Source organism: Glacieibacterium arshaanense (assembly GCF_004681125.1).
Taxonomy (GTDB): domain Bacteria; phylum Pseudomonadota; class Alphaproteobacteria; order Sphingomonadales; family Sphingomonadaceae; genus Polymorphobacter_A; species Polymorphobacter_A arshaanense.
Window position 1 is genome coordinate 757,915 of sequence record NZ_SIHO01000001.1, and the last position, 18,591, is coordinate 776,505.

At 65.3% G+C, this 18,591-nt stretch carries 17 protein-coding genes and 1 tRNA gene; 15 read left to right on the forward strand and 3 right to left on the reverse strand.

The features are described from left to right. Position 1 precedes the first annotated feature (1 nt). Positions 2 to 478 (forward strand): hypothetical protein, encoded by a 477-nt coding sequence (locus tag EUV02_RS03460; protein WP_135244808.1) that lies wholly within the window; start codon positions 2 to 4, stop codon positions 476 to 478. Here the strand turns inward: EUV02_RS03460 and EUV02_RS03465 are convergent. Both EUV02_RS03465 and lepA read right to left on the reverse strand, forming a co-directional pair. Continuing rightward, on the reverse strand, positions 475 to 1,389 hold the full coding sequence (locus EUV02_RS03465; RefSeq protein WP_135244809.1) for an alpha/beta hydrolase: 915 nt from the start codon (positions 1,387 to 1,389) through the stop codon (positions 475 to 477). The two genes, EUV02_RS03460 and EUV02_RS03465, sit on opposite strands and share 4 nt — an antisense overlap. A gap of 5 nt (positions 1,390 to 1,394) precedes the next feature. Next, positions 1,395 to 3,203 (reverse strand): translation elongation factor 4, encoded by a 1,809-nt coding sequence (gene lepA, locus EUV02_RS03470; RefSeq protein WP_135244810.1) that lies wholly within the window; start codon positions 3,201 to 3,203, stop codon positions 1,395 to 1,397. A 123-nt stretch (positions 3,204 to 3,326) separates the two neighbouring features. Between lepA and EUV02_RS03475 the strand changes: the two genes are divergently transcribed. Both EUV02_RS03475 and EUV02_RS03480 read left to right on the forward strand, forming a co-directional pair. Beyond that, complete coding sequence (locus EUV02_RS03475; protein ID WP_135244811.1) at positions 3,327 to 3,782, forward strand: c-type cytochrome; 456 nt, start codon at positions 3,327 to 3,329, stop codon at positions 3,780 to 3,782. 117 nt (positions 3,783 to 3,899) lie between these two features. Next, positions 3,900 to 5,198 carry an FAD-dependent oxidoreductase gene (locus EUV02_RS03480; protein WP_135244812.1) on the forward strand — a complete coding sequence of 433 codons (1,299 nt, stop codon included), beginning with the start codon at positions 3,900 to 3,902 and terminating at the stop codon, positions 5,196 to 5,198. 4 nt (positions 5,199 to 5,202) lie between these two features. Here EUV02_RS03480 and EUV02_RS03485 read toward each other — a convergent pair whose 3' ends face one another. Further along, positions 5,203 to 6,162 (reverse strand): alpha/beta fold hydrolase, encoded by a 960-nt coding sequence (locus EUV02_RS03485; RefSeq protein WP_135244813.1) that lies wholly within the window; start codon positions 6,160 to 6,162, stop codon positions 5,203 to 5,205. Between the two features lie 124 nt (positions 6,163 to 6,286). Here EUV02_RS03485 and EUV02_RS03490 point away from each other — a divergent pair. The 12 genes from EUV02_RS03490 to EUV02_RS03545 all read left to right on the forward strand — a co-directional run bounded on the left by EUV02_RS03490 (position 6,287) and on the right by EUV02_RS03545 (position 18,590). Next, a tRNA-Pro gene (locus tag EUV02_RS03490) sits at positions 6,287 to 6,363 on the forward strand. 124 nt (positions 6,364 to 6,487) lie between these two features. Further along, positions 6,488 to 7,354: an enoyl-CoA hydratase gene (locus EUV02_RS03495; RefSeq protein ID WP_135244814.1), complete on the forward strand. Its 867-nt coding sequence runs from the start codon at positions 6,488 to 6,490 to the stop codon at positions 7,352 to 7,354. Between the two features lie 95 nt (positions 7,355 to 7,449). After that, positions 7,450 to 8,862, forward strand: a complete 1,413-nt coding sequence (locus EUV02_RS03500) for a DUF3336 domain-containing protein (protein ID WP_166430482.1) — start codon at positions 7,450 to 7,452, stop codon at positions 8,860 to 8,862. Between the two features lie 39 nt (positions 8,863 to 8,901). Next, positions 8,902 to 9,831 (forward strand): HAD family hydrolase, encoded by a 930-nt coding sequence (locus EUV02_RS03505; protein WP_135244816.1) that lies wholly within the window; start codon positions 8,902 to 8,904, stop codon positions 9,829 to 9,831. 51 nt (positions 9,832 to 9,882) lie between these two features. After that, the gene (locus EUV02_RS03510) at positions 9,883 to 10,725 is read left to right on the forward strand and encodes a M48 family metalloprotease (RefSeq protein ID WP_135244817.1); all 843 of its coding nucleotides are present in this window, start codon (positions 9,883 to 9,885) and stop codon (positions 10,723 to 10,725) included. A 225-nt stretch (positions 10,726 to 10,950) separates the two neighbouring features. Beyond that, the gene (locus EUV02_RS03515) at positions 10,951 to 11,634 is read left to right on the forward strand and encodes a TetR/AcrR family transcriptional regulator (protein WP_135244818.1); all 684 of its coding nucleotides are present in this window, start codon (positions 10,951 to 10,953) and stop codon (positions 11,632 to 11,634) included. After that, positions 11,631 to 12,974 carry an FAD-binding oxidoreductase gene (locus tag EUV02_RS03520; RefSeq protein ID WP_135244819.1) on the forward strand — a complete coding sequence of 448 codons (1,344 nt, stop codon included), beginning with the start codon at positions 11,631 to 11,633 and terminating at the stop codon, positions 12,972 to 12,974. The genes EUV02_RS03515 and EUV02_RS03520 overlap by 4 nt, the downstream gene beginning before the upstream one ends. After that, the gene (locus EUV02_RS03525; protein WP_207790099.1) at positions 12,971 to 13,795 is read left to right on the forward strand and encodes a DAPG hydrolase family protein; all 825 of its coding nucleotides are present in this window, start codon (positions 12,971 to 12,973) and stop codon (positions 13,793 to 13,795) included. Before EUV02_RS03520 ends, EUV02_RS03525 begins: the two co-directional genes overlap by 4 nt. A gap of 94 nt (positions 13,796 to 13,889) precedes the next feature. Next, on the forward strand, positions 13,890 to 14,813 hold the full coding sequence (locus tag EUV02_RS03530) for a UDP-2,3-diacylglucosamine diphosphatase (protein WP_243445747.1): 924 nt from the start codon (positions 13,890 to 13,892) through the stop codon (positions 14,811 to 14,813). After that, positions 14,810 to 15,862, forward strand: a complete 1,053-nt coding sequence (locus tag EUV02_RS03535) for a glycosyltransferase family 4 protein (RefSeq protein WP_135244820.1) — start codon at positions 14,810 to 14,812, stop codon at positions 15,860 to 15,862. Before EUV02_RS03530 ends, EUV02_RS03535 begins: the two co-directional genes overlap by 4 nt. 168 nt (positions 15,863 to 16,030) lie before the next feature. Then, a complete protein-coding gene (locus EUV02_RS03540; RefSeq protein WP_135244821.1) occupies positions 16,031 to 17,308 on the forward strand; it encodes a Xaa-Pro dipeptidase in 1,278 nt (425 codons plus the stop codon). Further along, positions 17,298 to 18,590: a Xaa-Pro dipeptidase gene (locus tag EUV02_RS03545; RefSeq protein ID WP_135244822.1), complete on the forward strand. Its 1,293-nt coding sequence runs from the start codon at positions 17,298 to 17,300 to the stop codon at positions 18,588 to 18,590. The genes EUV02_RS03540 and EUV02_RS03545 overlap by 11 nt, the downstream gene beginning before the upstream one ends. The last annotated feature ends 1 nt before the right edge of the window (position 18,591 follow it).

Here is an 18,591-nt window from a genome sequence, read left to right on the forward strand (position 1 = left end):
AATGTCAAAATCGAAACCGCATGACCATATCGCGGGCATGGCCGATCTGGCGCGCAAACATGGCGAACTGGCACAGGCGAGCAGCGAGGTCATCACGCGCCGCCTTGAACTCGCGGTATCGCCGAATGTGCTGACCGCCGACGGCCAGGCCGAAATGGCGCGTATGGTGCCCGAAAAGGCGCATGCCTTCGCGCGTTCGGGCAGCGAAACGGTGTTCCACCTCAACGCCATGCTGCTGCGCGCCGGCAGCGACTGGCTGCGCGAAACTACTTTTGCCGCTCAGGCAACGACGCAGATGTTGACCGCAGCGACCCCGGCAGCAGCGCTGCAGGCGCAACAGGATTATCTGGCCGGCCTTACCCAGCGCATGACCGCGTCGGGCAATGCGCTGGTTGCCGCATCAACGGCACTGCAGGCGGCGGCGCTGGCGCCGGTGCACCGCACCGCGACGTCGAACGCGCGGCGTCTTAAACGCTAGGACGCAACCGGCGGCGCAGCCATCACGAAGCGCGCCACATCATCGAGCACCGGAATATTCCAGCGATACGGCGCCGCGAACGCCGCGAGCATGTCCTTGTGCTCGACCCCGGCGTAGGTCTTGACCGTTACCGGCGCGCCGGCGGCACGCAATGCGGCAGCAAAGTCATAAGTAATCCGCGGTGCGGCGACGTCATCGACGCTGCCGGTCAACAGCAAGGTCGGCGGCGCTCCGGAGCCGACGAAATCGATCGGTTCGACGGGTTCGCCGTCGGGCGTTTTGCCGAATACATCGGCCAGCTTGGCACGGACGCGTGGTGTCAGCGTATAGCGACCGCCCGAAATGCCGATCAGCGCATTGACCTTGTTCGCCACCCCGAACGATGGATTTAGAGCCAGCATTGCCGCGATATACGATCCCGCCGAATGTCCAGCGACCGCGACACGCTGCGGATCCCCGCCCAGCCGCGCGGCATTGGCGATGGCCCACTGAACCGCTATTGCACCGTCGGCGACGAAAGCGGGATAGCTAACCTGCGGCACCAGCCGGTAATCGGGCACGACCGCGATGATGCCGCGCGACGCCAGCGCGCGGCCGACAAAGCGGTGGTCGCCGCGGTCGCCCTTGACCCAGCCGCCGCCGTAGAAAAACACTACAACGGGCGCATTGGCGACATCGCCGGCGGGCAGATACACATCGAGCTGCTGGCGGGCATCGTTTCCATAGGCGGCGCTTTCCGCCAGCCGCACGCCGTCGCTGCCCGGCGTCACCGCATCGAGCCGGTTGAGGTTGAGCAACGGGTCGGGGCCCTTGAGCGACGACAGCAGGTAGTATTCGCGGCCCGCTGCAATCGCGGCGACGGCCGCAACCGCACCGCCGCCCAGCAATATGCGACGCGTAACCGGCTTCATGCGCGCTACTTGTCGTCGCCCATGCGCAACGCGGCGATGAAGGCTTCTTGCGGAATATCGACACTGCCGTACTGGCGCATCCGCTTCTTGCCTTCCTTCTGCTTGTCGAGCAGCTTCTTCTTGCGGCTGATGTCGCCGCCGTAGCACTTCGCGGTCACGTCCTTGCGCATTGCCGCGATGGTTTCGCGCGCGATGACCTTGCCGCCGATCGCCGCCTGGATCGGGATCTTGAAAAGGTGGCGCGGGATCAGGTCCTTCATGCGCTCGCACATATGGCGGCCGCGCGCCTCGGCAGCGCCGCGGTGGACGATCATGCTCAGCGCATCGACGGGCTCGGCATTGACCATGATGCTCATCTTGACGAGGTCGCCCTCGCGGTGGCCGATCTGGTGGTAGTCGAAGCTCGCATAGCCGCGCGAAATCGACTTGAGCCGGTCGTAGAAGTCGAACACCACTTCGTTCAATGGCAGCTCATAGGTGATCTGCGCGCGGCCGCCGACATAGGTCAGGTTCTTCTGGATGCCGCGGCGGTCCTGGCACAGCTTGAGAATTGAGCCGAGATATTCGTCGGGAGTGAAGATCGTCGCTTCGATCCACGGCTCCTCGATCAATTCGATGGTCGAGGGGTCGGGCATGTCCGACGGGTTGTGCAATTCGATTTCGCGGCCATCACGCAACAACATCTTGTAAACCACGGAAGGTGCTGTGGTAATCAGGTCGAGGTCGTATTCGCGCGTCAGCCGCTCCTGAATGATTTCCAGGTGCAGCAGGCCGAGGAAGCCGCAGCGGAAACCGAAGCCCAATGCAGCGCTGCTTTCGGTTTCGAAGCTGAAGCTGGCGTCATTCAACCGCAACCGCCCGAGCGAATCGCGCAGCTTTTCAAATTCGGCGGCGTCAACCGGGAACAGCCCACAGAACACCACCGGCTGGACTTCCTTGAACCCCGGCAGCGCGTGTGCGGTGGGCTTCTTGGCGTCGGTGATGGTGTCGCCGACGTTGGTCTGAGCGACTTCCTTGATCTGCGCGGTGATGAACCCGATTTCGCCCGGCCCGAGGGCGTCGATGACCTCGATTTTCGGGCGGAACACGCCGACGCGGTCGACCAGATGCTTGGTGCCGGCGGCCATCATCATGATTTCCTGGCCCTTGACGAGCTTGCCGTCGATGACGCGGACCAGAATGACGACGCCGAGATAGGGGTCGTACCACGAATCGACCAGCATCGCCTTCAACGGCGCGTCGAAGTCGCCCTTGGGCGGCGGGATGAACTTGACGATGGCTTCGAGCACGTCGCCGATGCCCAGTCCGGTTTTGGCGCTGGTCATCACTGCATCGTCGGTCGAAATGCCGATGACGTCCTCGATCTGCGCCTTGACCCGTTCGGGTTCGGCGGCGGGCAGGTCAACCTTGTTGATGACCGGCACGATGATATGGTCGTGTTCGATCGACTGATAGACGTTGGCGAGCGTCTGCGCCTCGACACCTTGCGCCGCGTCCACCACCAGTAGCGCGCCCTCGCACGCCGCCAGCGACCGCGACACTTCATAGGCGAAGTCGACGTGGCCTGGCGTGTCCATCAGGTTGAGAACATAGACTTTCCCATCGCTGGCCGTGTAATCGAGCCGCACCGTCTGCGACTTGATGGTGATGCCGCGTTCCTTTTCGATGTCCATGTTGTCGAGCACCTGCTCGGACATCTCGCGCGCGGTCAGCCCGCCGGTCTGCTGGATCAGCCGGTCGGCGAGTGTCGACTTGCCGTGATCGATGTGCGCGATAATCGAAAAATTGCGGATTTGGGAGAGCGATGCGGTCATGCGCGTCCCTGTAGCAGAGCGCGCACAGCAAGCAAATGCGACGCCCGGGCGGCGGGCGCGCTTGACGAGGGGCGCGGTGCATCGCAGTCTGCGGCATCATCGCTCAACGAAGGAACCTGACCCATGCGCCTGTTGCCCCTCGTCGCCACCACGTTGATGCTTGCGCTCGGCAGCGCTGCCATCGCCCAGGTCCCGCCCGCCAAGGTCATCGAAACGCGCCAGGCCAATTACAAGCAGATGGGCAAGGCGTTCAAGGCGATCCGCGACCAGTACAGCAGCGGCTCGCCCGATATCGCCGTGATCCAGAAGAACGCCGCGATCATCGCGTCGCTGGCACCGCAGATCACCAGCTGGTTCCCCGCCGGTACCGGCGCGTCGGCCGGCAAAACCGAAGCGCTGCCGGCGATCTGGGAAAAGCCCGCCGATTTCAAGGCCGCCGCCAACCGGCTGGTCACCGAATCCGCCAAGCTGAAGACGCTCGCCGATGCCGGCGACCTCGCCGCGACGGGCGCGCAGGTCAAGGCGGTCGGTGCGTCTTGCGGCGGCTGCCACGACAGTTTCAAGAAGAAGGACGACTGACCTCCACGATCTGACCGGCGTCCCGACGCGGTAGCTTGACGTTGCCGCGCCGGGCGACGCAAAGCTAAAATAACAGGCCAAAAATCGGCCAAAAACAAGATCATCGGGGAGGGGGCATTGCTCCAGATTGCTGTTATCGGCGCCGGGCCGGCGGGCTATTACACCGCCGAAGCGCTCGCCAAGACGTTAGGCGAGGTCAAGGTCGACATCATCGACCGGCTGCCTACCCCGTTCGGACTGATCCGCGCTGGCGTTGCCCCCGACCACCAGTCGATCAAGGCAGTGACCAAGCGCTACGAGGCGACCGCCGCGAGCGAGGGCGTCGGCTTCATCGGCAATCTGCAGATTGGCACCGACGTCAGCATCGACGAGTTGCGCGGGCTGTACGACGCTGTCGTGCTCGCCACCGGTGCGCCGCACGACCGGCCCCTCGGCATTCCCGGCGAGGATTTGCCCGGCGTGCTCGGCTCGGGGTCGTTTGTCGGCTGGTACAACGGCCACCCCGATTTCGCCGACCTTGACGTCAAACTCGCGCACTGCGGCGTCGCGGTGATTGGCAATGGCAATGTCGCGATCGACGTGGCGCGCATCATCGCCAAGACCCCCGAAGAACTCGGCAGCTCGGATATCGTCGCGCATGCGTCGGCGGAACTGCTCAATTCGGCGGTCTGCGACATCCACATCATCGGCCGGCGTGGCCCGCACCAGGCGAGCTTCACGCCCAAGGAAATGGGCGAGCTCGGCCAGCTCGAACGTGCACAGCCGTTCGTGGCGCCTGCCGACCTGCCGCCCGAGGCCGAGGACGCCGAACTCGAACCCGGTTTACGCAAGACTGTCAGCCATTTGCGCGCCTTTGCCGCCAAGCCGAACGAAGGCAAGCCGGTCGCCATCCACTTCGACTTCTTCTACCGCCCGGTCGCCATCGAAGGCGACGGCAAGGTCGAGCGATTGATCGTCGAACGCACCAAACTCGACGGTGGCCGCGCGGTTGGCACTGGCGATATGCGCACCATCGACTGCGGGCTGGTGGTATCGTGCATTGGCTACCAGACACCGAGCATTCCGGGCGTGCCACACGACGACAATGCCGGGCGCTTCGCCAGCGACAATGGCCGCATCGCGCCGGGGCTCTACGCCGTCGGCTGGGCGCAGCATGGCCCGACCGGCACCATCGGCACCAACCGCCCCGATGCCTTCGCGATTGCCGAAATGATTGCCGCCGATAGTGGCGGGCAGGGTTCAGAACGTGCCGGCCGCGCCGGGCTTGATGCGCTCATCGCCGAACGCAACATCCACGTCACCAGCTTCGAAGACTGGCGCGCCATCGACAATGCCGAAATGGCGCGCGCGCGTGCCGGTGCGCCGCGCGAAAAGTTCGTGCGCCGCCATGAGATGCTGTCTGTCACCAAGCCCTGAGGCTTCAGAGCCCTTCGACGAACGCCTGCAGCGCCGCATTGGTCTCGGCGGGCGCCTCCTGCTGAACCCAATGGCCGATGCCTTCGATCAGCGTCGTGCCGCGAAAATCGTCGCAGGCGGCACCGGCACTGGCATAGAGATCGACACCGGGGATGAAGTGGCGGACGGGGTCGCGGGTGCCGGCGATGAACGCCGCGGGCTGGGTGATGTGGCGGCCCAGCACCGGACCGCGCTCCTCGAAATCAAGGTCTTGCGCGCGGTAGCGGTTGAACGGCCCGCGCCAGCCGCCGGCCTTGAACGCGGCCTCGTACACCGCAAGGTCGGCGCGCGTCATCCAGGCAGGGTAGGGGTCGGGGACGGTCAGCCCGGTGAAGAATTTGCTGTCGGCGGGCCGGTCATTGATCAGCGCCGACTCGGTCGCGCCACCGGACAATGCGAAATAGACTTTGGCGAGTGCCTGCGGGTCGGCTTCGAACTCGGCTTCGGCGACGCCCTCGGGCTGGAAATACAGCTGGTAGAAGAACTTGCCGGCATAGATCTGTCGCGCCAGCGCGAGGAACGGCACGTCGCCGGCCGGCAGATGCGGCACGCTGAGGCCGGCGACGGCGGCAACCTTGTCTGTATGGCGCAGCGCAGTTTGCCAGACGATTGGTGCACCCCAGTCATGCCCGAAAAGGATGGCGCGACCGCCGAGCGCATCGATGACTGCCGCTGTGTCGCCGGCGAGCTGCGACAGCGTGTAGGCGGCGATGGCGTGCGGCTTGTCGCTGGCGCCGTAGCCGCGCACGTCCATCGCTGCGATGCGGTAGCCGAGCCCCGCGAAGTGCGCGAGCTGGTGGCGCCACGAATAGCCGAGTTCGGGCCAGCCATGGACGCAAAGGATTGGCAAATACGGGCTGTCGGCCGGTCCCTCGACACGTACGTGGAGGTTGACGTCGCCGTTGCGGACGGTGATTTCGGCCATGGCTGCTACCTTTCGCTGTACGCGCCGAGGATGCCAGTGCCGGCCTGCGCAAACAAGTCGCCCAAAACCGCAATCAAGTGCTTGCCCGTCGCCGCCCGCCTCGCTATAGCCTCGCGCCTTGCGTCGGGGCGTAGCTCAGCCCGGTAGAGCGCTGCCTTCGGGAGGCAGAGGCCGGAGGTTCGAATCCTCTCGCCCCGACCAAGCACTTTGAGCGGCAACGGGTTCCCGGCCCGCCCCGCAGCCCCACCCACAAAATCCTTGCACTTTCGGCGGCGTTTCGGTCGTGTCAGCTGTGCCTTGCGGCATTGGCTGATGGAGACCGACGATGGCTGAAGCCCCGACATTCGAAGAGATTCGCTACGACAAGCCGGCGCCGGGCGTCGCGCGCGTCACGCTGGCACGGCCCGACCGGCACAATGCGCAGGGGCCGAAGATGCTCTACGAAATCAACGATGCGCTCGATCTCGCGATGTACGATGATGAGGTGCGCGTCGTCATCGTCGCGGCCGACGGCAAGAATTTCTCGTCGGGGCATGACCTTGCCGATACCAGCAACATCGGCGCGTCGCGGCCGCCGATTTTCGGCCATGGCGGCTTCGATCACCCCGGGCCGCAGGGCTGGATGGTCAAGGAGCAGGAAATTTACCTCGGGCTGTGCTGGCGCTGGCGCAACCTCGGCAAGCCGATCATCGCGCAGGTCCAGGGCAAGGCGATTGCCGGCGGGCTGATGCTGATCTGGCCGTTCGACCTGATTGTCGCGTCGGAGGATGCCGAGTTTTCCGACCCCGTCGTGGCGTTCGGCATGCCCGGCGTCGAATATTTCGTCCATGCCTTCGAACTCGGCGCGCGCCGCGCCAAGGAACTGCTGTTCACCGGTGAGCCCATCGGCGCTGCCGAAGCCAAGGCGCTGGGCATGGTCAACCGTGTCGTGCCGCGCGACGAACTTGAAAGCCACACGCTGGCGCTCGCGGCGAAGATCGCCACCCGCCCGATGATCGGCCTCAAGATGGCGAAGATGAGCGTCAACCAGTCGATCGACGCACAGGGGCTGTGGACGGCGCTGCAATCGGCGTTCAACCTCCATCAGTTCGGGCACGCCAACAACCGCGTCATCCATGGCGGACTGGTCGACCCCGCCGGCCTCGAGGTTGTGCGCAATGATGCGCGTGCCGGCATGTCGCGCAAGGCGTAAGGCGACACCAGCTTACCGTGTTATTGCGACTGGTGGCGCGCGACCGGGTCCGCTAGCATCGCCGGTAAAGAGCAATGGGGCCGAAGGATCATCGTATGAATCTGTCACCAATTCGACGCGCCGGCGCAACGCAGTTCGAAGCCAGCAACTATGCCGACTGGTCGGCAAAGGCGCAGGCGCATGACGTGCGGTCGGGCAAGGCGAAGTGGCGCGCCACCGATGCGACCGACCTGTACGACTATAAATCGATCGCCCGCCGCCTCGCGACCTTGCGGGCCTTCCGCGCTGCCGGCGACGACAAGGCGCTACTTTACGCGCTCAACGAGGGCATCCACGGCAACATGGACGGCATGGGCAACGAGCGCCTGTATCAGGAGGCGCAGTTCGGCACCAAGCATCTGATCGAAGCCTATGTCGCCGAAATCGCCAGCGCGCTCGACCACCTCGCCAGCAAGAAGGTGCGGTCGATCAAGCCCGAGGAAAAGCGCGATTTCTTCAACCGCGCACGCCATTGCTACGGCCAGTCGGCGCTGATGCTCAGTGGCTCGGGGGCGTTCCTGTTCTTCCACATGGGTGTCGTCAAGACGCTGTGGCAGGAAGGTGTGCTGCCCGACATCATCTCGGGGTCGAGCGGCGGCTCGATTGTCGGCGCCATCGTCTGCACGCATCTCGATAGCGAACTCGCACCCTATTTCGATGCCAAATGGCTCGACGAGCAGGCCGAACTGCATGGCGCCAAGCCTGCCGAAGGCAAGCGCATGACGTCGGCGCAGGTGCGCGCGCAGCTCGACACGCTGATCCCCGATTTGACGTTTCAGGAGGCCTATCAGCTTACCGGCCGCCACCTCAACGTCTCGGTCGCGCCGTCAGAGCGCCACCAGAATTCGCGGCTGCTCAACGCCATCGCCTCGCCCAACGTGATGATCCGCGAAGCCGTCGCGGCGTCGTGCGCGGTGCCCGGCATCTTTGATCCGGTGGCGCTGATGGCGAAAGACCACAAGGGCAAGCGCGTGCCGTATTTGTCCGACCGCAAATGGGTCGACGGCTCGATGACCAACGATCTACCGGCCAAGCGGCTGGCGCGGCTCTACGGCGTCAACCACTATATCGTCAGCCAGGCCAACCCGCACGTCACGCCGTTCATCAGCGATTTGAAGTCGCCTAATTCGGTGCTGGAGTCGGTCAAGCAGGCGACGGTCGCCAGCACCAAGGCATGGATGAATGCCGGTCTATCGATCTGGGAAAAGCCGCTGTCGTTCTTCCCGGCGCTCAACGGCCTCGCCAATATGACGATGTCGATCATCGATCAGGACTATGGCGGCGACATCACCATCATCAACCCGCCGCGGCTGTGGTCGCCGGCGAAAATCCTCAGCCAGCTGTCGCTCGATGAAATGGAAGACCTGATCGCCACTGGCGAAGCGATGACCTGGCCCAAGGTCGAGATGATCCGCACGCAGACGGTGATCAGCAAGACGCTGACGCAGTGTGCAGGCACTGAGTTTTAAGCGTCCGGGTTTCAAAGTAGCCACGGGAAGGATTGCGCCATGGCTTTGTCCGGTAACCCGGTGCTGGCCTCGTGGCGCGACGGCGCGGCGAAGGTGGCCATCCTCGATTTCGTGGCGCGGGTGACGGATGCCGGCCACGCCGATTATGTGCCGCCCGCCGACCGCATTGCGGTGTTCGACAATGACGGCACCTTATGGGCCGAACAGCCTTTGCCGGTGCAGGCGTTCTTCGTGCTCGACCGCATCCGCGCGCTGGCGCCGCAGCACCCCGAATGGCGCGACGAACAGCCGTTCAAGGCGGTGCTTGACGGCGATACCGCGGGCATCATGGCGCTCGGCATGGATGGGCTCGTCGCACTGGTGATGGCGACGCACGCCGGCATGACGACCGAGGCGTTTGCTGACCTCGTCGGCGACTGGATTGCCACCGCACGCCACGCGCGCTTCGACAGGCCCTATACCGACCTTGTCTACCAGCCGATGCTCGACGTGCTGGCGCTGCTGCGCGCCAATGATTTCAAGAGCTTCATTATCTCGGGCGGCGGCGTCGAGTTCATGCGCAGCTTCAGCGAAGCTGCTTACGGCATCCCCGCCGAACAAGTCATCGGCAGCAGCATCGTCACCAATTACATCGTCGAAGACGGCACGCCGATGCTGGTGCGCGCCGCCGAACTGCACCATTACAATGACAAGGAAGGCAAGCCTGTCGCCATCAACCGGCACATCGGCCGGCGCCCGATTGCAGCGTTCGGCAACTCCGACGGCGATTTCGCCATGCTCGAGTGGGTGACCAGTGGCCCCGGCGCGCGGCTCGGCGTGCTCGTCCATCACGATGATGCGGCGCGCGAATACGCCTATGACCGCGATGCCGGCCTCGCGCGGCTGGTGCGCGGGCTCGACGAGGGGCCGGCGCGCGGCTGGACGATTGCCAGCATCGCCAAGGACTGGGCGCGGGTGTTCCCGTTCTAGTGCGATGGCGCACGGCTTGTTCATGAAGTGCCGCGCAGGTTATAAACCGTAATGACCAAACCCCGGTACAACATGCGCCCCGTGCCCGGCCTGCTGCGTGCCGGCCCCGATGGCGATGTGTTTCCGGTGATTGTTACCCCCTATGGCGACCGCGTGGTGATGCGCGGGGAAGCCGATATCGGCGCCGTGCCGCTCAGGTGCTTGCGCCGCGATCCCACGCAGGACGCGCGCGCGACGCTGCATCGCACCGACTGGCGCGGCTGGCGGCTCGATGTCGCCGATGTCACGCCCGACAGCTGGGTTTCGGGGATCAAGCTGAAGTCGCGGTTGCCGCTGCGCGGCCTGGCGATTGTCGCCGCGTTGCTGCTGGTGATCATCATCGGGCTTTGGCTGGGGCGCGACCGGATCATCATCGCCACGGCGCCGCTGCTGCCGCACCGCGTCACCGACCAGATCGGCCGCGACTATCTCGCCGAGATGGGGCGCGTCTGCGACAATGGCCCGGGCAGCGCGGCGCTGATGCGGCTGACCGCGCGGCTGGCGCCGCCGACCTTGCCCGAGCCGCTGTCGGTCAAGGTTGTCGACAGCGCCGACGTCAACGCCGTCGCGCTGCCGGGCGGGCATGTCGCGGTCTATCGCGGGCTGATCGCGCAGGCCGGCTCGCCGGATGAAGTGGCTGCGGCGCTGGCACACGAAATCGAGCATGTCGCCTATCAGCACCCCAATCAGTTGATTCTGCGCGAAAGCGGCCCGGCGGTGCTGGCGCGCACGCTCGGCAATAGCGAGCTTGAGGTTGCTGATCTGACCGTCCTCAAGAAGGGCGACAAGGCGGCCGAAGCTGAGGCAGATGCCGGTGCCATCACACTGCTCGACGCTGCCAATATCTCGACGTAGGGTGGCGCCGATTTCTTCAACCGCCTCGGCCGGATCAGCAGCATTTTCGATAGCAGCCACCCGTCGGACATGTCGCGGGCGCGGCGCTTTTCCGGCGCCGTGAAGTCGGGCACCACGCCCGCCATGAGTGATGCGGACTGGAAGGCGTTGCAGGCAATTTGTTCGGCCTGAGTCGACGTCGTATCGATATTTGACACTATGTCATTATTGACATAGTGTCATTTCATGGATGTAAAATCGTCATCATTGCCGGGCAGCAAGCGCGCCCGGACGCGCGACCAGCTGCTGGTTTCCGCGCAACTGCTGCTGATGGAGCAAAATGCGGCAGCGCTCGGCCTGCGGCGCATCACCGATCATGCCGGTTTGGTGCATGCCAGCTTTTACAACTACTATCCTGATATCGGGGGGCTGATCGGCGACCTTGGCGAGTTGCTCGGTGCGACGCACGCCGCGGCAATGGCCGAGCTCGATACCGCGAACCTGGATGTTGCGGCGCGTTTTGCGCTGATCACCCGCCAGACCTTGCGCATGGTGGCGGGGCAACCCGGATTTGGTCGGCTGATGTTCGATGTCGGCCTGCCCATCGATAGCCTCAGCAGCGAACTGCGCCTGCGGCTCAAGCTGGACATTGCCGAAGGGGTCGCTCGCGGCATGTTCAAGGTCAGCGATATCGATATTGCCACCAGCATGGTCGCCGGTGCGATCAGCGGACTGGCGCTTGACCTGCACCGCGGCAGCTTGCCGGTTGCGGCGATCGACGCGGCGACCAGCGCGTTGCTGGTCCAGCTCGGGCTCGACCGGCAGACTTCCGAGCAGCTCGGCCATGCGCCCGTCGATTTTCCGCCGCCGCCGGAACTGCCAATGCGCTGGCTGGCACTGCCGCCGGTCGCCCTAGGTGAAACGCGATGAAACGCCGCAATGACAAGGGCGTGGTACTTGCCAAGGGCGCGGCGGGCTTTGATGCGGCACTGCTCGGCACCAGCTTCAACGCGCAGGACCCCGGCCGCCGGCCCGACCTGATCGTGCAGGCCAATGACGTCGATGACGTGATCGCCGCGGTCCGGCGGGCAAATGACGAAGGCCTGGCCATCGGCATCTGTTCGGGCGGCCACAGCTGGGCGCAGAACCACATCCGCGACGGCGGCATGATGCTCGACCTGTCGCGGCTGAACAGTATTGCCGTCGACGCCGCCAGCGGCACCGCGGTCATCGGCCCGGGCTGCCTGTCGGGCGATCTCAACGCCGCGCTGGTGAGGCACAAGCTCTTCTTCCCCGTCGCGCACGCCTACACCGTCGGCATGGGCGGCTTCCTGTTGCAAGGCGGTTTTGGCTGGAACAGCCGCGCCAACGGCCTTGCCTGCCAGAATGTCATCGGCATCGATGTCGTGCTCGCCGACGGTACCTTGGTGCACGCCAGCGCCGACGAGAACCCCGAGCTGCTCTGGGCGGCGCGCGGCGCTGGTCCGGGCTTCTTCGGCGTCGTCGTGCGCTTCCACCTGCAACTGCGTCCGCGCCCGAAGTTCATCGGCATGAAGCTGCAGGTGTTTCGCATCCGCCATCTCGAGGCGGTGATGACTTGGGCCGATCGCGTCGGGCCCGATGTCTTGCCCTCGGTCGAGTTCCAGATGGTTTTCAACCGGCGCGCCGCCGGTATCTTCGCGCATGGCATCGAAGTGCTCGCGCCGGTGCTCGCCGATAGCTGGCGCGAAGCCCGCGACGCGGTCGCGTTCATCGCAGACAGCCCGATCCGCAGCAAGGCCAGCCTGACGTTGCCGCTGCTGCCGATGTCGCTTGGCCTGATGATGAACACGGGCGAAAAGACGCTGTTCCTGCCGAACACGCGCTGGACCGCCGACAGCATGTGGATGAATGAGCCCATCGAGCCGCTGCTGCCGGCGCTGCGGGCGATTGCCGATAGCCAGCCGGCGGCGCCAAGCCATGCGTTGTGGCTCAACTGGAATGCGCCGGCGTCGCGCCCCGATATGGCGTTCTCGCTCGAAGCGCGGACGTATCTGGCGCTTTACGGCGGCTTGCGCGGTGCGGCGGCGAACCCGGCGGACGAAAGCTGGGCGACCGATCACATGCGCGCGCTGCAGGCGCACAGCGTCGGCGTGCAGCTAGCCGATGAAAACCTCGGGCGGCGGCCGGCGCCGTTCATGGCGCCTGCCAATCTGGCGCGGCTCGATGCACTGCGGGCGCAATATGATCCGCAGGGTCGTTTCAATCCTTATATGGGACGTGTCGCATGATGCGCAGCAAGCCCGTCGCCGGGCGATATCTCGGGTACCGTGCAGCAGATGAGGCGCAGCGCTATGCGCGCTTCTACAACCCCGAACTTGAGCCGCTGGCGCCACATGTCTGCGCGGCGCTCGATCGCGGCGTCGTGCCAGATGTGCTGTTACCCCCGGTGGAAGAAGCCCCCGAAAACCTGTTCGGCGGCAGCCCCGTGCTCGAGGACGGCTTCGTGTTGACCGATGATGGCGGCATGCGCGTCAGTATACGCACCGCGATGCCGGGCGTGACGCCAGCGATGATCGACTGGTGGTTCGGCTGGCACGGCGACGCGGCCGCCAAGTACAAGCTGTGGCATCCGCAGGCGCATGTCCACGTCGCGTGGCGCGATACCCCGCCGGCCGCTGCGGGCAGAGCGCGCTACATCGGCCAGACCTCGATCGTCGACGAGTATATCGGCAGCGACCTGGTGCGCGGGGCGATCTGCTTCGTGCCGCCTGTCGAATTGGGCTTCACCGACCGCAGTCTTGAACCCGGCGGCACCGCGACCATCGTCTGCGCGCGGCTCGGGCTAGCAGACGCGCCGATCGATATCGGCTATCTCGCGCATCAGGTGCGCAGCGTGCCGGGCGGCAGCGAAATGCGGTCGCGGTTCTGGATGGGCGGGCGGCATATCGCCGGCCGCAACCTCGCCGGCAGCATGGCGGCGATGGTGGCCAAGCGCGTGCTGCGCCTGACCGAGAGCGACGCGCGGAACCTGCTGGTGCATTGCGGGCAGGAAATGCCGCATCTGGCGGCGTTCCTGCCAGCGCTGTTCGCCGAATTCGGTGACAGTTGAACGGCACCCTGTCACGTTGATGTCACACCGGTGTCGCGTATCTGACACAGCCGCACTGTAGAGGCCATCGCATCGCAGACGATGAGGTGGCCGCATGGCAACACAGGTTCAATCGGCAGCGGTCGAAGTGTCGCAAATGCTGCACCGCGCGAAGTCGGGTTTTCGCAATGCCGAGCTGGTGCCGTTGCTCCCCGACTGGGGCGAGGGCGACGAAGAACCGGTGCCGGCCCGCGGCAAGATCAAACTGCGCACCGTCTGGATTTCGGACATCCACCTGGGCACCGCCGGCTGCAATGCGACGCTGCTACTCGACTTCCTCAAATCGGTGCAGCCTGAAACGCTCTATCTGGTGGGCGACATCATCGACGGCTGGCGGTTGAAGCGCGGCTGGTACTGGCCTGCCGCGCACAACGACATCGTCCGCCGCGTGCTCAAGCTGGCGAACAAGGGCGTCCGCGTCGTCTACATCCCCGGCAACCATGACGAGATGCTCCGCGACTATGGCGGGCTGAGCTTCGGCGGCGTCGAAGTCGTTGAAAATGCAGTGCACACCACCGCCGACGGTCGCCGCCTGCTGGTGCTGCACGGCGACGAGTTCGACGGCGTCGTGCTCTATGCGCGCTGGCTGGCGTTCCTCGGCGACTATGCCTATGCGCTGCTGCTCAAGCTTAACATCGTGTTCAACGCGGTGCGGCGACGGTTCGGACTGCCGTACTGGTCGCTCTCGGCGCATATCAAGAAGCGCGTCAAGAATGCCGTGGCGTTCGTGTCGCGGTTCGAGGAGGCGGTGGCGCACGCCGCCCACGAAGCCGGCGTTGACGGCGTGGTCTGCGGCCACATCCACTGCGCCGAAATCCGCAAGTTCGGTGAAGTCACTTATTATAACGACGGCGACTGGGTCGAAAGCTGCACCGCGCTGGTCGAACATGGCGACGGTCGTATCGAAATCCTCGACTGGGCAAAACATGTCGCGCAACGCACCGCCGGCGCGCTGACACCGGATCCGGTGTTCGCATGAGAATCGCACTGGTCAGCGACGCCTGGGCGCCACAGGTCAACGGCGTCGTCCGCACGCTGATGACCACCGCCGCGATGCTGGAGGCCGCCGGGCACCAGGTGCTGACGGTGACACCCGACCGTTTCGCGTCGATCCCGTGCCCGACCTATCCCGAAATCCGGCTGGCATTGACCAGCGGGCGGCGGGTCGGCGGTTTGATTGCCGATTTTGCGCCCGACGCGGTGCATATCGCCACCGAAGGCCCGCTCGGCTGGCTGGCGCGGCGCTGGTGCCTCAAGAACGCCATGCCGTTCACGACGTCGTTCCACACGCGCTTTCCCGACTATGCAGCGCTGCGCACGCGCATCGATGCGCGGCATTTCTGGGGCATGGTGACGCGCTTTCACCGCCCGGCGCGCGCCGTGCTGGTGGCGACGCCGCGGCTTGGCCGTGAACTTGCGGCACACGGGCTGCGCCAGACGCGGATCTGGTCGCGCGGCGTCGATTGCGCACAGTTCGCGGCCGACCTGCCGCCATTGCCGCAAATGGCCGAGCTGCCGCGCCCGATTGCGCTATCGGTCGGGCGCGTCGCGGTCGAAAAGAACCTCGAAGCCTTTCTCGACGCCGATTTCGCCGGCAGCAAGGTCGTCGTCGGTGACGGCCCGGCGCTTGCCAGCCTGCGCGCGCGCTACCCGCACGTCATCTTCACCGGCGCGCTGCACGGGCACGAGCTGGCGCGCGCCTACGCCGCAGCCGACGTATTCGCCTTCCCCAGCCGCACCGATACCTTCGGGCTGGTGATGATAGAGGCGCTCGCCAGCGGCGCGCCCGTCGCGGGCTACCCGGTCGCCGGACCGCTCGATATCGTCGGCGCCGATGGCTGTGGCGATGTGCCTGGCTTCACGGCGCGCATCGGCGCGGTCGATGAAGACATGGGCAACGCGTTGCAATTGGCACTGACGGCGCGACCTGACGACTGCGTCGCCTATGCGCGCCAGTTCAGTTGGGAAGCGTGCCTCGAACAGTTCCTGTCGGCGTTGCAGCCGCCGTCGTTGGCGCAGGTTGCGTAATATATTGAAAGTAAATAGATAATTCAGATTCACCGGCACACTGCGACGTTGCAGTTTCGGCTGGACCCGTGAAGACTGACCACATTCGCTGCATCGCACAAACCGCACTTGCCGACGTCGCACCGCGCGTCTAGCCTCGTTTCTTTAACGGGGCTCGGGAGTATGGCGATGCGTAAATGGGGTATGTTGCTCGGTGCGATGCTGGTTGCGGTGGCGCCGGCGGGCGCTGAAACCGTGGCGGTCAGCGGTGCGCGGATGATCGATGTCATCAGCGGCAGCGTCGTCGCCAATCCAGTTGTCGTCATCACCGATGGCCGCATCACCGCCGCCGGTACCAGCGCCAGCGTTACCGTGCCCGCCGGTGCCAAGCGCATCGACCTGGCCGGCATGACATTGCTGCCGGGCCTTATCGACATGCACGTCCATCTGACCGGCGACCCGACGCTTGGTGGCTATGCCGAACTCGAAGTCACCGACAGCTATGCGATGGCGGTCGGCGTCGCCAGCGCCGCGCGCACGCTCAACGCCGGTTTCACCACGGTTCGCAACGTCGGCAGCGGCAATTTTGACGATGTCGGGCTGAAGCAGGCGATTGAACACCGCATTATCCCCGGACCGCGCATCATCCCGGCGACCTATGCCATCGGCGCCACCGGCGGGCATTGCGACAACACCGAGCTGCCGCCGTCGATCAAGGTCCTGGGCTATAGCGGTGTTGCCGACGGTGCCGACGCGATCCGCGCCAAGGTCCGCGAACTGCGCAAATACGGCGCCGAGGTCATCAAATTCTGCGGTACGGGCGGCGTGCTGTCGAAAACCGATAGCGTCGGCGGGCAACAATACACGCTCGCCGAAATGCAGGCGCTGGTCGGTGAAGCGCACATGCTGGGCATGAAAGTGGCGATGCACGCGCACGGCACCGCCGGCATCAACGACGGCCTGCGCGCCGGGGTCGACACCATCGAACACGCCAGCCTGGCCGACGCCGAATCGTTCAAGCTCGCCAAGGCCAGCGGCGCGTGGTTCTCGATGGACATCTACAACGACGACTACATCCTGTCCGAAGGCGCCAAGAACGGGATTTTCCCCGAATCGCTCGCCAAGGAAAAGGAAGTCGGCCTCAAGCAGCGCCAGACCTTCCGCGCCGCCAACACCGCCGGGGTCAAGATGGTGTTCGGCACCGACGGCGGCGTCTATCCCAACGGCGACAACGCCAAGCAATTCGCCAAGATGGTCGAATGGGGCATGACGCCGATGCAGGCGATCCAGGCCGCCACCGTCAACGCGGGGCAGGCGCTGGCGCGTACCGGCGATGTCGGCGCGATTGCGGTGGGCCGCTACGGCGACATCATCGCGGTCGCGGGTGATCCGCTCGCCGATGTCTCGGTGCTCACCAATGTCGCCGTCGTCATCAAGGGCGGCGAGGTCGTCAAGGATGCGCGCTAGGCTGCGGCTGCTCGCCGGCGCGCTGCTGGCGGTTCTGGCGGGCGCGGCACACGCCGAAACCGTTGCGGTGCACGCGGCGCACATGCTCGATGTCGGCAGCGGACAGATGATCGATGACGCGGTGGTGGTCATCACCGATGGCCGCGTCACTGCGCGCGGCACGGCAGCAGCCGTCGCGGCGCCCGCCGATGCGAAACGCATCGAGCTCGGCGCGATGACGATGCTGCCCGGCCTGATCGATATGCACGTGCATCTGAGCGACGACCCGATGATCAGCGGCTACCGCCGGCTCGAACTCGTCGACAGCTTCTGGATGGCGGTCGGCGTCGCCAATGCCGCGAAGACGCTCGACGGCGGCTTCACCACGGTGCGCAACGTCGGCAGCCACAATTTCGATGATGTCGGGCTGAAACAGGCGATCGAGCGCGGCATCATCCGCGGCCCGCGAATCGTGCCCGCGACCTATATCATCTGCGCCACCGGCGGGCCGTGCGATTCGACCGAGCTGCCGCCGTCGCTGGTCCGCACCGGCTACACCGGCGCCACCAACGGCCCCGAAGCGCTGCGCGCCCGTGTCCGCGAGCTGCGCAAATACGGCGCCGAAGTCATCAAATTCAACGGCACCGGCGGCGTGCTGTCGAAGGGCGGCGCCGTCGGCGCACAGCAATACAGCTACGCCGAAATGGCGGCGCTGGTCAGCGAGGCGCATATGCTGGGCATGAAGGTCGCCATGCACGCCCACGGCGCCAGCGGCATCAACGACGGGCTGCGCGCCGGTGTCGACACCATCGAACACGCCAGCCTTGCCGACGAAGAATCGTTCCGGCTCGCCAAGGCGAATGGCGCGTGGTTCTCGATGGATATCTACGACGACGACTATATCCTCGCCGAAGGCGCCAAGAACGGCCTGTATCCCGAGTCGCTCGAAAAGGAGCGCGCCGTCGGGCTGAAGCAGCGCCAGGTGTTCCGCGCCGCGCACGCCGCCGGCGTCAGAATGGTTTATGGCACCGATGCCGGCACCTATCCCAACGGCAACAACAGCGTGCAGTTCGCCAAGATGGTCGAATGGGGCATGACGCCGATCGAGGCGATCCAGACGGCAACGGTCAATGCCGCGCAGGCGCTGGGGCGCACCGGCGATGTCGGCACGCTGGCGGTCGGGCAATACGGCGACATCATCGCGGTTGCAGGCGACCCGCGCCGCGACGTCACTGAACTGACGCGTGTGCATGTCGTGATCAAGGGCGGCGAGGTGGTGCGCGACGACCGCGCGACGAAATAGC